The following is a 13,247-nucleotide window of genomic DNA, read 5'->3' as shown; positions in this document are numbered from 1 at the left end:
GTCGTTGACGGTCTGGTCGTTGACGTGCCCATCCCGGCGTGCAGCCGGCCGCCGACCGCGAGCGGCTGTGGCAGGAGGTCACCCGGCGGGCTGCACGGGACGGCGCGGGACTGCCCGCCGCGGTCTGCGCCACCTGCGTCGGCGGACTGGCGGACGGCGCCGCGCTCTCGATGCGCTCTGCGGGCCGCACGCAGGAGCTGCTGGCCACGAGCGGGCCGTGGGCGTCGAAGCTGGAGGAAGCTCAGTACGCACTGGGCGAAGGCCCCGGCGTCCTGGCCTACACCAGCGATGAGCCCGTGCTCATCACCGACATCACCGCCGAAGACGGCCGGTGGCCGATGTTCACCGACGCCGCCCGCGCCGAAGGGGTGGCCGCGGTGTTCGCCTTCCCGCTGCACAGCGGCGCGATCAAGCTCGGCACCCTGGACCTGTACCGCCGCGCCCCCGGACGGCTGACGTCCGACGCCCTGGCCGACGCGACGGTCCTGGCCGACCTCGCCATCGCGGTGGTCCTCCGGCAGGCCCTCAACGACGAGGCGGCGGGCTTGGATCCGGCGGAACAGGGCGGCGGTGCGTACGAAGACGTGCACATCGCGACGGGCATGGTCGCCGTCCAGCTGCGGATCAGCCTCGTCGACGCCTCCATGCGCCTGCGGGCGCACGCTTTCGGGGAGGGACGGTCGTTGCTGGAGGTGTCGCGGGACGTGATCGCCCGGCGCATCACGCTCGACCGGTGGGCGGAGTGACTCCGGCGGCCGACCGCACCGCGTCCGGCGGTACCGGGCCGTATGCTCACGGAGTGTCCGTCGACCGGGAACAGCTTGCGCACGCGATGGTGGAGCTCACCACCCGCCTCGTCGCCGACGGCACCGACCCGGCTTCGCTGCTGCGGACGGCGACGCGGTCGCTGGGCGAGGTGACCGGCGCTTCCGCGGCGGGCCTGCTGGTGGCCGACCCTCGAGGCGGCGTCGAGGTGCTCGCGGCGTCCGACGACACGTCCCGGTTTCTCGAACTGCTCCAGACCTTGACCGGGGAGGGGCCGTGCGTGGACTGCATCCGCACCGGCGAGATCGTCGCCGCGCCCCACCTCGATGCAGTGGACCCGGCGCGCTGGCCGGCGTTCCGGCTCGCGGCGTCGGCCGGCGGGTTCGCCGCAGTGCACGCGTTTCCGCTGCGGTTGCGGGGGCGGACGCTGGGCGGTGTGAACGTCTTCCACACGCGTCCGCGTGAACTCGGCCGCGAGGAGCTGGCGGCCGCGCAGGCGCTGGCGGATCTCGCGGTGCTCGGCATGACAGTGGAATCCGGCGACCGCCGCGAAGCCCGCTTGGCCGAGACGACCCTCGCGGTCCTCAACGGCCGGGTCCGGGTCGCCCAGGCGGTGGGCATGGTGGCCGCGGCGCGTGACCTCGATCCGGGTGCGGCGCGGGTTCTGCTGCAGGCCCATGCCGACCGGACCCGGGCCACGACCGGCGAGGTCGCGGGGGCGATCACCGGGGGTACCCTCGACCCCGCGCTCGTGGCGGCCGCCTCGCCCAGCCTGTCGACCTCGGCCGCGGGCCGCTTGGCCGAAGACGGCTGACCCCGGGTTCCGCCCCGCGAGCCGTCATGCCGCGGAATCGGTGCGCCGCCGGTCAGATCCAGTCCGGATCGGCTCCGTCCTCGGCGGCCGCGTTCGCCGTCGCGACCACGCGGGCGGCTTCGTCGTCCTCCCCGGCCGGACCGTGGGGCTCGCGCAGCGTCGCGCGGGCATGGTCGTCGCCCTGGGCGAGGAGGATGCCCGTCGCCTCGCCGATCGCCGCCCGCCGGTCGGCCTTCGCGCGCGCCGCGCGCGCCGCGTGTTCCCGATCCTGTCGGTCCACCAGCGAGCCTCCGTCCCTCACCCACCACGCTAGCCGCCTGCGTGCTCCAGGTGTAGTCCCGCCGCAGACGGGGGCATGACCATCGCCCGTCCGGGCAGCTTGACCTGATCGGGTGTCGGCCGACGAGAACCGCTTCCGCTCAGCGATGGGTGGAGGAGGCCTGCGAGCGGAAGCGGTGGCATGAGAGCCGGCATGGGGGTCGCTTCTCGGCGGTTGCGCGACCCGGCTCGGGCGTGCACCGGTGTTCCGGGAGGCGGAAGGGGTGAGGCCCGGGGACTCCGCCGTACCGACATCCCTTTCGACGCGCGGTGCGGTGTTCCCCGCCGGCGGGCGTGACGCGCGTTGCGGGGACTGTGCTCCCGTTTCGGCGACACGGGAGCCGATCACCCGTTTAGCGCTCTCACCCGGTGGCACCCGGAGCACTCGGCCGCCACGAGCCGGTTCGGCACCGGGAAAGGAAAACCGTCATGACTCAACTGGTCCGGGACCTCATGACCACCGACCTCGTGAGCCTGCCGCCGGACGCCCCGGTGCGGCAGGCCGCGCAAGCCATGCGGCAGCAGGACGTCGGTGCCGTGCTCGTCGTCGAAGACGGGCAGCTGCGCGGGATCGTCACCGACCGCGACATCGTCGTCCGGGGCGTGGCCGACTTCGACGACCTGGCCGCCTGTGCGCTCGGCGACGTGTGCAGCGACCAGCTGCTCACTGTGGCGCCGGACGACGCCGCCGACGCCGCCATCGCCCGCATGCGCGAGGCCGCCGTGCGCCGCATTCCGGTGGTCGAGAACGACCGGCCCGTGGGCGTGCTTTCGCTCGGTGACGCGGCCATGGAACGCGACCCGGATTCGGCGCTCGCCGAAATCAGCTCCGAGGAAGCCAACACCTGAGACCGGCGGAGTCGCGGTTGTCCGTGTCCGGCGACGGGTAGCCGGTGAGGAGAATGCGCTCCCCTTCCGCCTGCTGGACGAGTCCCTCCCTGACCTGCTCGGCGGCTACGCCTGACTGTCCGGCTTCCGTGCTCGCAAGGCGTCCGTGGTGGCCCACACCCGGCTGCTCAGCGAGCGCGCGGTCGGCCTGTGCGGACCGGACGCCGGGCACGCCCTGCACCGCTGGCCGCAGCACCGGTAGCGCTTGGCCAACGGCGACACCGCGTTCGCCCGCGAGCTGCGCCGGTTCTCCCCCTTCGCGCCGTTCATCGGCGGCCGCGTTCGGCCCGGAGCGGTTCCTCGGTCAGGACATCGGCGCTTTCGACCTGGTCCCGCAAGGCGGCGGCGACCCGGCGACGAACCACCGCTGTCCCGGCGAGCCGTCGACCGTGTCGATCCTGCGGGACCTCATGAACGCGGCTCAAATCCGGCCGGTCGCTCCGGCGGTGGCGGGGACAGCGGCACTTCGCGCAGGGCATCGGCCAGAATCGGATAGACCCCGACCCAGGCGTCCACGCCGAAAATGCGCAGTGGGCGGAGAACCGGGCGGGCAGCGGCGACGATTCCGATCCGGCGGCGCTCGGCGCGGGCCCGGCTGACGGCGACCTCGATCGCCCGCAATCCCGCCGAGCCGAAGAAGGTCACCCCGGACAAGTCCAGCACGAGGCCGGCCGGCAAGTCCTGCCACAACGCTTGCTGCAGCAGGCCGACGGAACCTGTGTCGATCTCCCCGGCGGCGCAGATGATCGCCAGATCATGCCGCCACGGGATCGTCCGTACGGCCAGGATCGTTTCGGCGTACTGGTGGGTGGTTTCCCGCACCGCCACTCGAAAAGGTATTCACATGTGGACGGTCGTCGTCAGGTGTAGCCCCCCACCCCCGGGCTACTCCGCACTATGACGACGGCGACTCACCGACCCGCTTACGTTTTGCCGCTGCGCCACGACCGCGACGCCGACCTGGCCGAGCTGACCGCGTACCTGCGGTGGCTGTCCGGCCGGGCGGAGGTCGTGGTCGTCGACGGCTCGGCGCCGCGCTGGTTCGAACGACACCGGCGAGCGTGGGGAGATCTGGTCGTCCACGTCCGGCCCGATCCGGAGCTGCGGTGCGCCAACGGGAAAGTCGCCGGCGTCATCACCGGCGTGTGCCTGGTGCGGGCGGAGCGGGTGATCATCGCCGATGACGACGTCCGGTATGACGGAGACGCCCTCGCCGCGGTGGCCGGGGCCCTCGACGGCGCCGACCTCGTCGTGCCCCAGAACTACTTCCGGCCGACGCCGTGGCACTGCCGGTGGGACACCGCCCGCAGCCTGCTCAACCGGGCGTTCGCCCACGACTATCCCGGGACGTTGGCCGTGCGGCGCACCGCCTTTCACCGGTTCGGCTGCTACGACGGCGATGTGCTCTTCGAGAACCTCGAACTGATCCGGACGGTTCGGGCGCGGGGCGGCACCGTCCAGTACCTGCTCTCGCCGCTGGTCCGGCGCCTGCCCCCGGACGTGCGGACCTTCCTGTCCCAGCGGGTCCGCCAGGCCTACGACAGTTTCGCGCAGCCCTGGCGGCTGGCCGCCGAGCTGGCGATCCTCCCGGCCGCAGTGGCGGCTGCCCGCCGTGGCGGACGGCTGGTCGCCGGCGGCTTGGTGGCGGCGGCGTTGCTGGCCGAAGCGGGACGGCGGCGGGCCGGCGCCGCGGCGGTGTACCCGGCCGACAGCGCGTTGTGGGTGCCCTTGTGGCTGGCGGAGCGAGGGGTGTGCAGCTGGCTGGCGGTGGGCACGCGCGTACTGCGCGGCGGTGTTTCCTACCGGGACGGGCGGTTGCGGGTGGCCGCTCATTCGGCGGCCCAGCTGCGCGATCGGGTGAAGGTGACGGGGGTCAAGGCGCGGCGAGCGGGATGGGGCCGGCCAAGCAGCCGGGCCCCTGCGCGGACACGCTCAGCTGGCTGACGTCGTCGGTGATCGGCTCCTCGCTCGTGCGGGAGCCGGGTGTGAGCAGCGCGAACAACGCTGCTGCCGGCGCAGGCGGCGCACAGCCGGTCCGCGTGACCGTGGTCCGCCCCGGCCGCGTGGGACGGACTTCAGGCGCGCCCGCATGGGTACCCGCCGGGAATGGTGTTCCGGGGAAGCGAGTGGCTGCGCTCGGTGACCCGGGCGGTCGCCGGGCGGGTTCGGCGTGCCCGCTGGGCCGTGGTACAGACGGCCGCAGCCGGTCAGTGCGTCGTGGTTCGTCGCGCACGACCTGCTGGGGCATCCACAGCCCTTCTTCGCGCCGATCGCGGCCGCGGTGTCGCTGTCGGCCAGTGATGTCCTGCGGGGTCAGCGGGCCGTGCAGCTGATGAGCGGGGTGGCGCTGGGCATCGCGCTCGGCACCGTGGTGGAAGCGGTGGCGGGCAGCGGGACCAGCTCGCGGACGAGACGCCGGCCGGGTCCCGCGACGACGCCGGCCGGGAGCCGGCGATCGGGCAGCGCATCCACAACCGGCTCGCCGTGCTCAAGCAGGCGCGCGGCACTGCGCAGCAGGTGGCGCTGATCGCACCGCGCCGGTGGCGTTCGCGCGCGGCCGTGCACCGCGCCATCGCGCGGAGCAAGTACCTGACGCTGCAGGCGAACGCCGTGCTGAGCCTGGTGCGTGTCGCCCGGGCGGCGATCGGGTCCGGGGAGGAACTACCGCGCCCGTTGCTCGACGCGGTCGCCGAGCGGGCCAGGGACCTCCTCGACCCGGCGAAGCATGCAGGGCCGGGTTACCGAGGGCCCGCGGTCTACGCCGCACGCGCTTGCGCTCGGGATCTGCTCACAGTGATTGGCCGGGCGGTCGACGACCGGGTAACAGCACCTTCGAAGAGTGCGGGCGTCGATCCACAACACATGCGGGAACCGCTCCAAACCGGCTGTGTGCAACGGCAGTCTGGTTGGTCCCCGGCCGCCAAGCGTGCAGGGATCCGCCGGGCTCGCGCACGCCGTCGTCGTCGGTCCACCGGCTGGACGCGGCTACCGCGGGATCCGACCGCCTGGGCATCTGGTCCTCACTCCCGTGCTGGTGGCGCGGTCAGCTCACGTTGAAATTCTGGTCGACTTCGGCGGCCAAGGCCTGCAGTGCCGCGTCGAGCACCGTGCGCACTTCGCCGGCGTCGGCGTCGTCGGCGGCCTCCACCAACAGCTCCGCGCGGCTGGACCCGGCACCCTGTTCGGTGACCCGCAGCTCGCCCGCCCAGCCGCCGTCCCCGGTCGGGTGCCAGGCCAGCCGGTGCTCGGCCGCTTTGAGGTCGATCTCGTAGCGGTGCACGCTCTCGTCGCGCCACCGCAAGTCGACCGTGCCGGCTCCGGTGCCGACCACCTGCACCGGAGCCGGCAGCCACGCCGGGGCCCGGGTGAGGTCGGAGGCGGTGTTGAGGACGATGTCGACGTCCGCGGCCATCGCGCGGCTGGTGCCTCGAACTTGGGTCATGGGTGCACGTACCCCGCCCGCGACCGGCTAGTCATTGCAGAGCGACGGCTGGCTGCCGGCGACCGATGTGCCGCCCGCCGGACGGGGCTCGTGCGCGCGGTGACGGGCACACCGCGCTACCGGGCGGTGGCGCGGCACTACGGACGACTCATCACCGAGCAAGGGCTTTCCTTCCGGGGGTGATATACCGCAGGTGCATTTTATTTCTGCTGCGCGATTTCGCGCGCGGTCGCCGAGATATAAAGCGCTGCAATACGCGCGAGTATTTGCCGGTGGCGCTCTCGACGGGGGGTTATCGCCGCGGTTGTTACGGCAATCCTAAGGATATGGATAAAATGACATCAAGTAGCGCATGTATCGACGATGGAAGGGTGCTGGCGGGGTAGACGCCTGATCGCGACCTGGGGGACGCAGTAGCGGTGGATTGAACTGGCGACTTTCCACACGATCGGCCTCTAGGCCCCGTCGACTGCTCGACCTGATGGGCCTCAGGGCAGGGAGCGTACGCGGTGCGCGGTCGTCGCTATACATGTCAGAAGACTTAGACTCTGGAAGAGCAGACACCGATAGGTGGTCTTTGCTTATCGGTGTCTGGGCTTCGAGGGTGCTGTTACCAGTCGGTCGGCTTCGCCGATTCGGACGTCTCGCTTGGTCTTTGAGCGTCCTTGGCCAGTCGCTGGGGGAAGTCGGGGCCAGTTCCTCACTGGCAGTTATGAGGTCGATACAGAGTGGGTAGTCAACTTTGCGACGTTGCTTCCTTATACGTTCCGATTAGCAGCCGTGTAGATAGTGTGCAAGATCGTCTCGGGCACATCATTGCCTCATGGACGATTGAGTCACGATCAGCTGTGTGGCAATTCTGTTTGCTGAACTTCTGCGGATCGAAGCGTCAGTGTCGCGGCGTCGCACTTGATCGTCAGCTTCTGTGTGCGCAAGTATCCGGCAACATCGCCGGTTCGGCTGCCTTGGGGGAGCAGGCGCGTGGCGATCCGTTCGAGAAGATCGTCTTCCCGTAGATAGAGGTTCTTCACGCCGGTCGCTGGCCGGGGTGGGCGCTCGAGCGCGCCCGTGTCGGCAGCGATAGCCAGGGCGACCGTTCACCCAATGTGAGTCCATCCGGCGTCCGCAGGACCCGCACTGCACCAGCCCCGACAGCTGGTAGACGCGTCTCGTGCCGTCGGACGCCGTCCGAGTGACCCGGACAGCCTGGACGGCGACGAAATCCCGCTCGCTGACCAGCGCTGGACGAGAAGGTCCGGCTGCGATGGTCAACTTGCCACGCGGTGTTTCCGGGTCCTGCAGGTTACGGCCCGGGACGCGGTCCCAGACTCCTCGACCGGTGTATCGCGGATTCGGAGGATCTCGACGATCGTGCGGAGTGACCACGTCCGGTCGGAACGGTGCCGGTTGCGGCCCGGATCCGCTGCGGACGGGCACGGCACGCCTCGCTCGTTCAGCTCGCGAGCGATACCCGCAGCGCTGCGGCAGGCAAGTCGCTTGGCGAAGATCCATTTCACATGCGGGGCTGTCACCGGGTCCGGATCTAGTCGCTGGAGTCGGCGGCACCAGGCGGCGTGCGTCCGGTTTGGATGCGGTCCCGCATCGACCAGGCGGTACCCGTACGGTGGCCGCCCTCCCAGGTAGCGGCCCTGCATGCGTACCTGGGCGCGCATCGCTGCCAACGTCCGATGTCGGGCGCGTAGCACCTCCCGCTGCGATTGTGCGCCGAGCACGGTCATGAGCATCCGGTGCAGGGGACAGCCGGCCTCGACTGGTCCGCCGGCCTCCGGGAGCCAGACCTGCACACCGTATCGGGTGAGTGTCGGGGTCAGCTGTTCGAACTGGTTCGCGGCGAATGCGCGTTTGTACTCTCCGACCACGATCGCATCGAACCCGCGATCCGGATCAGGAAGAGCCGCCAGCAACGCTGCTGCTGCCTCCGGCCGGTCGCGCCACGGCAACCGCCGTGAACACCCGGCATCGAAATACTCCGCCATGATCACTCCGCGCCTGGTGATCAAGGTTTCGGCTGCCTCACATTGCCACGCGGCGGACTTACCGGATCCTGGTGTTCAACCGTCGACGTCCGACCGTAGAACGCGAACCTGGCCGCGCCGCGGGCTCGCCGCTGTGGACGGTGAGCAATCCTTTGGCGTGCGCCCTGAACCCAGGCACTGAGAAGATCAGGAGTTTCCATACTTGCCACCCTCGCGTCGCCGGCTGTCACGGGTGCGACGCGAGAACCGTTGACGCGTGATACACCACGGCAAGCGATCACCCGGCAAGACCAACGACCCCGCCACAACGTGCTGGTAACCCGGAGCCGCGACTATCCGGCTGAACGCCGCGTGGTTCAAGTGCTGCACAATCACGGCGTCCCAGGCCTGGTCCTCCAGGCGATGAGTGACGTCGACCCGACGCCGCGTAGAGCACTTTCGTGCCTTAATGAGGTAGGAACCTCTCCAGGGCCGCTTCGGTGTGCCGGCTGTCGTTGCGGCTGCCCGGCCGCGGGTCACCGGTGGCGATCACCAGCCGGGTCTCGGCATCGATCGCGACCTGCACGTTGGTCGAATATCGGTAGTTCTTCGACGGTCGCCAACCGGTGATCCCGGGTCGGGACAGGGTGCCGTCCGCGATCGCCACGGAGTCGACCCGGCGTTTACGGACTGGCGCCAGCGCCAGCAGCGGCCCGATCGTGTCGATCACCCGGTGCGCGGCGGAATGCGACACTCCGAACAGCGGCCCGATCTGGCGCATCATCAGGTTCGTCCGCCAGTAGGTCGCGACCAGCAACACCCGGTCGGCCAGCGGCAACGCCCACTGCCGGCCCGGACGCCCGTCCGCGATCTCGTCTCCGCCCCGCTTCGCGACCAGCCGCACCAGCTTGCGGAACTGACCCGGTGCAGTCCAGTGAACGGGGCAATCCACTCCGGCCGCGACGCTGTGATCACCTGAACCACACCAACATGATCAACTATCGGCCCGACGAATCGCCCACCGGGTTACGAGACATCCCCTTAGCTTGAGTTTTAACCTGTTCGGCGGGGTCGTAAGCTGCTTGACTTGGTGTTCTTGCCGTGTTTGGGTTTCCGCTTGTTTGTGCTGGTGACGGTGTGGACGTCGTGGCGTGCTGTGGGCTGGTGGTTGGGCAGTCCGGCGGGGCGTCCGGGGCCGGGCCGGGAGGGTTTCGGGACACGGGCTGGACAGGCGGGTTGTGGACGCAGGTTCCGAAATCCTCGGCGGATCCTGGCGCGGGTGAGCCGCTGAGCGGGTCGGGGTTTCTCCCAGGGGCGCGCAGATCGGTAGTGATGTCACGGGTGAGGCGGAGCTGGGTGTAGGCGGTGAGCAGTAGCCAGGTCCAGCGGTCGGCCGCTTCGGGTGAGCGAAGTTTCGGGATGGTCCAGCCGAGGGTTTGCTTGAGCATGCGGAAGGTGTGTTCGATGTGGAACCAGCGCAGGAACGTTTGCCAGGCCAGATCGACCTCGGCGTGGTCGAGGCCGGTGTGGGAGTGCTAGAGCCCCACGGGTTCGGGGATCGCGCCGGAAGGCAGGCGCTGGACCTGCAGCCGGATCATGGTGCCCTCGATGATTGGCAGGGCGCCGTCGTGGCCGGCCCAGGCGATGCGGTGGGTCAGCCGTGGATGCAGCCGGTCCCAGGCCCGGATCAGGGCGGGACCATATAGCCGGGTCGTGGTGTCGATGGTGATATCCGGCTCGCCCCACGTGTTCGGGTCACCGAAGATGAACTCGCCGCCGTGGCGGCGGGGCCGGCCTGTTGTGCCAGGTGAGGGTGCGGGCGCGGGACGGTGCAGTACCCGGTCTGAGCGCATTCGCACCAGCACGGTGATCGGGAGATCGGCCAGCACGTGGGCCAGCCGGGGTCCGTCGTAGCCGGCGTCGGCGACCAGCAGGATCTGCGGATCTCCCGGTTGCCAGTGCCCGGCGGCGACCAGCCGGATCGCGTCCAGCGGCGCGGTCCACGAATGGCGCCCGGTTTCCAGGGCGACGACGACGGAGTAGGGCCAGCCCGGCACCATGATGTGCTGGTCTTTGCCCCGGCCCTAGGTGTGACACAGGATCCGCTGCGAGCAGGTGTGTGCCTCCGGCCGCAGCCAGCAGGTGACGTCCACCGCCAGCACCAGCCGCCCGTCCGCTGCACGTGGCAGTGACACCGCGGTCAGCGCAGTGCGCAACCGGTTGATGTTCACCCGGCCCCGGGCCAGCGCGGCATCGCCGCTGCCATGCCCGCGCCGGTGCTCACCAACCAGCGACAGCACCGCGACCGACCGCACCGGCCCGTCCGTGCACAACACCGCGTCGGTCAGTTCGAACAACGCGTCCGCCCGCCGGGGCAGACAACGATAGAACTCCGCCCGCAACGCCGACAGCTCCCTCGCCGCACCGGCGTCCACGGCATGGTGCACACTGATCAACTGAAGCCCTTGGTTCGATCTTCCATCTGTCGCAAGAGGAATGATCGACCAAGGGCTTCACTCATGATCAACCAGGGCCTCACCCGGCCACTCAAAGGTTAAACTCAAGCTTAGACGAAGCGCCGCGGATAGACGAGGTATCGGTACAAGTTGCGGAGGTTGTGAAGAACTCACCTACTCCATCGTCTCGATCGCTGTAACGGCCCGACAGCGCAAGACGATTATTAATCGTCAACGTCTTACGCGAGAACTCTCCGGCATTTGAGACGAAAGGTGCTGTGCGTTCAGGGCGACAGCGAACAAATCTGTCCAACGCATTAGAGTGAAAGTTTTCCGAAGAGGGAGTTGAGCAAATGGGAAAATATGACAAGCAGATTGAACGTTCGAAGCAGATGCTGGCCGAGGCTCAGAAAAAATATGACGAAGCCGTTATTAAATTGGCTGACGCCAGTCCTGGCGTGAGAGAAACGGTTCTGGGAACCTACGGTAGGCAGATCGAGGAGGCGAAGAGTATGATCGCCACCTTTGAGGGGGCGAACGACTAGTACCATGAGAACGGCTGAATAATACGGCGGGTTCGGTGCGGGCAGAGCTAGTTCTTTGCTCGCGCCACCGCTGCAATGCCGGGAATCAACATGGGCTTGAGCGTCTGATAATATCAGTGGTCCGGAAGGAAGGACTTGAACCCTCAAACTCCTGGATCAAAACCAGGCGACTTTACCAATTTGTCTACTCCCGAATAAATGGTTGCCTCGCTTGGACTCGAACCAAGACTTCTCGCTCCAGAAGCGAGCGCCCTACCGTTGGGCTACAAGGCATTCCTGCTAGCTATTATAGCAGGAAATATATATCTCTCTAACCGCTCCTACCGAGGAGGGCGCCATGTATCTTCCGAGGAGTTGTCCCGCTTCAGGGTTGGGTGCCGATCCTTCAGCTTTAGAATCTGGCTCTGGGCGTTCGCGATTGTCTTCAGCGCGGTATCCTTGTCGTGCTGCTGAGGGTACCTCTTCCATTTGTCGATATGCTCACGAATAGCCCTCCGGTGCCCTTCGACTTGATCTCGGGCTCGCGCAGTGTTGTCAGCCATGCTCTAGCCTTTCATTTGGGTAGTACATCCTCGATGGGCCCGACTGTTGAAGTTGCCCGGCCAGTTAACTTGCTCAAAAGCTGAGGTCGTGCTTCAAAGATACGCGTTATGCGGGCTCGTCGCCCGCTTCAGGTATGCCCAGTTCTGGGATAGCGCGCCGGTAGCCGATGCGAAATATTTTGCGTACTGGTCGTCCTTGAAATGAGGTTGCCGCCTTCCATGGGCACCTGGACAGCCCCAAGGCGTACAAGATCATCCATACCAAGAGGGTGGGCGGCCAGTAGATCGATTTTACCCAGGTCAAGATGAAGAAAAGCAGATTGGGCAGTAGAAACCCCCGCCATGTCACACCTTGCTCGTGCTTGATGTCGGTCAGGCCGGAACGACGCATGTACACCGCCCAGCTGACAAAGACGCCTGCTAAGTAGGCCAGGCCAAAAAAAGTAGCGGCGTCCATGCACTCCTCCTAACTGGAGTTGTTGAACTGAACGCTGAGCAAGTCGTGTGGTGGTTGTATGTCGTTACGGTTGCCGGGCCGGGTGCTCATTCCGTTTCCTAAGTGAGACGTGTCGGAAGGAGGCGAAGGGGTGACCGCCGCCTCGCCCGAAGTGTTGGTATTTCCAGAGAACCTGACAAACCCTGGACAGATGGATGACAGTATCCACGAGCTGCCTTGCAGCGTCAGGATGACAGTCAGGTCACGGTGTATAGCGTGGCTCACCCGTCGGCCAGGGTCCGGTGGAACCGTTCGATCTTGCCGTTGGTCTACGGCCGGTAAGGCCGGGTCCGTTTCGGGATGATCCCCAGCTCGGTGCAGGTGCCGCGCCAAGAGTGCGAGCGGTAGGCCGAGCCGTTGTCCGACAGCACCCCCGTTCGACGGTGACGCCGCGGGCAGCGAGCCATGCCACTGCTCGCCGCAGTACTGCGGTGGCGGTGGCGGCGGTTTCGTCGGCGTGGATTTCGGCGTAGGCGATGCGGGAGTGGTCGTCGAGCACCGTGTGCACGAACGCGGTCCCGATCTTGGGGTTGCGGTGGGCGTTGCGGGGCTTGCCCGGTGTCGCGCCCGGTTGCGCTTGCCTTGGGCGCGGCCGACAAACCGGTCGATCCGGGCGAGCCGGTTGATCCGGCACCGGGTCAGCACCGCGTGCACGGTCGAGGCGGGCAGGCCGAGCCGGCCACCGATCCGCAGCGGGCCCAGCCGCTGCCGCCACCGCAGCCGCACGATCGCCAGCACCAGGTGCTCGGGCGTGCGGGCCGGGCTGCGATGCGGGCGGCAGCTGCGGTCAGTCATCCCGGCCACACCTTCGGCGCGGTAGCGGGCGGCCCACTTCGTGGCGGTTTCAGGCGCGATCATGAACATCTTCGCCGCTGCCGTGCAGGTCCAGCCCTGCTCCACGATCAGCCGGGCCAGTCGCAGCCGGGTGCGTGGGGTCAGGGTGGCGTTAGGGTGGGACACGAAGGCCTCCGGACTGGTGATGTGGTTCCTAGACAGCTCCACTTC

14 protein-coding genes, 2 tRNA genes and 2 pseudogenes are annotated in these 13,247 nt (G+C 68.1%); 6 read left to right on the top strand and 12 right to left on the bottom strand.

From position 1 onward, the window contains the following. Nucleotides 1-38 precede the first annotated feature (38 nt). The gene (locus DV20_RS12995) at nucleotides 39-746 is read left to right on the top strand and encodes a GAF domain-containing protein (protein ID WP_043779805.1); all 708 of its coding nucleotides are present in this window, start codon (nucleotides 39-41) and stop codon (nucleotides 744-746) included. 53 nt (nucleotides 747-799) lie between these two features. Next, nucleotides 800-1,579: a GAF and ANTAR domain-containing protein gene (locus tag DV20_RS12990; protein WP_051735958.1), complete on the top strand. Its 780-nt coding sequence runs from the start codon at nucleotides 800-802 to the stop codon at nucleotides 1,577-1,579. Nucleotides 1,580-1,631: 52 nt separating this feature from the next. On the opposite strand, the gene DV20_RS12985 is transcribed toward DV20_RS12990, so the two are convergent. Further along, complete coding sequence (locus DV20_RS12985) at nucleotides 1,632-1,859, bottom strand: hypothetical protein (RefSeq protein WP_043779803.1); 228 nt, start codon at nucleotides 1,857-1,859, stop codon at nucleotides 1,632-1,634. Between the two features lie 467 nt (nucleotides 1,860-2,326). Here DV20_RS12985 and DV20_RS12980 point away from each other — a divergent pair, with 467 nt between their 5' ends. Then, on the top strand, nucleotides 2,327-2,746 hold the full coding sequence (locus DV20_RS12980) for a CBS domain-containing protein (RefSeq protein ID WP_043779802.1): 420 nt from the start codon (nucleotides 2,327-2,329) through the stop codon (nucleotides 2,744-2,746). A 447-nt stretch (nucleotides 2,747-3,193) separates the two neighbouring features. Here the strand turns inward: DV20_RS12980 and DV20_RS12975 are convergent, their stop codons facing one another. Further along, nucleotides 3,194-3,607: an STAS domain-containing protein gene (locus tag DV20_RS12975; RefSeq protein WP_063607803.1), complete on the bottom strand. Its 414-nt coding sequence runs from the start codon at nucleotides 3,605-3,607 to the stop codon at nucleotides 3,194-3,196. A gap of 108 nt (nucleotides 3,608-3,715) precedes the next feature. Here DV20_RS12975 and DV20_RS12970 point away from each other — a divergent pair, with 108 nt between their 5' ends. Continuing rightward, on the top strand, nucleotides 3,716-4,729 hold the full coding sequence (locus DV20_RS12970) for a glycosyltransferase (RefSeq protein ID WP_063607797.1): 1,014 nt from the start codon (nucleotides 3,716-3,718) through the stop codon (nucleotides 4,727-4,729). A 226-nt stretch (nucleotides 4,730-4,955) separates the two neighbouring features. Further along, the gene (locus DV20_RS46530) at nucleotides 4,956-5,312 is read left to right on the top strand and encodes an FUSC family protein (RefSeq protein ID WP_235190810.1); all 357 of its coding nucleotides are present in this window, start codon (nucleotides 4,956-4,958) and stop codon (nucleotides 5,310-5,312) included. A 516-nt stretch (nucleotides 5,313-5,828) separates the two neighbouring features. Here the strand turns inward: DV20_RS46530 and DV20_RS45855 are convergent. The 6 genes and pseudogenes from DV20_RS45855 to DV20_RS46520 form a co-directional block, all read right to left on the bottom strand. Beyond that, complete coding sequence (locus DV20_RS45855) at nucleotides 5,829-6,227, bottom strand: hypothetical protein (RefSeq protein ID WP_167344377.1); 399 nt, start codon at nucleotides 6,225-6,227, stop codon at nucleotides 5,829-5,831. 842 nt (nucleotides 6,228-7,069) lie between these two features. Continuing rightward, entirely contained in the window at nucleotides 7,070-7,258 is a 189-nt protein-coding gene (locus DV20_RS46190; protein WP_200876409.1) for a hypothetical protein, read from the bottom strand. A 237-nt stretch (nucleotides 7,259-7,495) separates the two neighbouring features. Further along, nucleotides 7,496-8,224 carry a recombinase family protein gene (locus DV20_RS47175; protein WP_235190809.1) on the bottom strand — a complete coding sequence of 243 codons (729 nt, stop codon included), beginning with the start codon at nucleotides 8,222-8,224 and terminating at the stop codon, nucleotides 7,496-7,498. A 490-nt stretch (nucleotides 8,225-8,714) separates the two neighbouring features. Next, nucleotides 8,715-9,187: pseudogene (locus DV20_RS12955) on the bottom strand (helix-turn-helix domain-containing protein); the annotation flags it as partial. Between the two features lie 551 nt (nucleotides 9,188-9,738). Further along, nucleotides 9,739-10,263: a transposase gene (locus tag DV20_RS46525; RefSeq protein ID WP_235190808.1), complete on the bottom strand. Its 525-nt coding sequence runs from the start codon at nucleotides 10,261-10,263 to the stop codon at nucleotides 9,739-9,741. A gap of 24 nt (nucleotides 10,264-10,287) precedes the next feature. Then, nucleotides 10,288-10,650: a transposase gene (locus tag DV20_RS46520; RefSeq protein ID WP_235190817.1), complete on the bottom strand. Its 363-nt coding sequence runs from the start codon at nucleotides 10,648-10,650 to the stop codon at nucleotides 10,288-10,290. Nucleotides 10,651-11,012: 362 nt separating this feature from the next. Between DV20_RS46520 and DV20_RS44905 the strand changes: the two genes are divergently transcribed. Continuing rightward, nucleotides 11,013-11,204, top strand: a complete 192-nt coding sequence (locus tag DV20_RS44905) for a hypothetical protein (RefSeq protein WP_152603703.1) — start codon at nucleotides 11,013-11,015, stop codon at nucleotides 11,202-11,204. A 117-nt stretch (nucleotides 11,205-11,321) separates the two neighbouring features. Here the strand turns inward: DV20_RS44905 and DV20_RS12945 are convergent. From DV20_RS12945 to DV20_RS43935, 4 genes and pseudogenes are all read right to left on the bottom strand, one after another. Continuing rightward, a tRNA-Gln gene (locus DV20_RS12945) sits at nucleotides 11,322-11,398 on the bottom strand. Nucleotides 11,399-11,403: 5 nt separating this feature from the next. Next, a tRNA-Gln gene (locus DV20_RS12940) sits at nucleotides 11,404-11,477 on the bottom strand. A 375-nt stretch (nucleotides 11,478-11,852) separates the two neighbouring features. After that, the gene (locus DV20_RS44900) at nucleotides 11,853-12,203 is read right to left on the bottom strand and encodes a hypothetical protein (RefSeq protein ID WP_152603702.1); all 351 of its coding nucleotides are present in this window, start codon (nucleotides 12,201-12,203) and stop codon (nucleotides 11,853-11,855) included. 311 nt (nucleotides 12,204-12,514) lie between these two features. Continuing rightward, a pseudogene (locus DV20_RS43935) lies at nucleotides 12,515-13,202 on the bottom strand (DDE-type integrase/transposase/recombinase); the annotation flags it as partial. Between the last annotated feature and the right edge of the window lie 45 nt (nucleotides 13,203-13,247).

Source organism: Amycolatopsis rifamycinica (assembly GCF_000695625.1).
Taxonomy (GTDB): domain Bacteria; phylum Actinomycetota; class Actinomycetes; order Mycobacteriales; family Pseudonocardiaceae; genus Amycolatopsis; species Amycolatopsis rifamycinica.
Note: the sequence above shows the minus strand (reverse complement) of the source record. Positions and strands in the feature narration are given on the sequence as shown.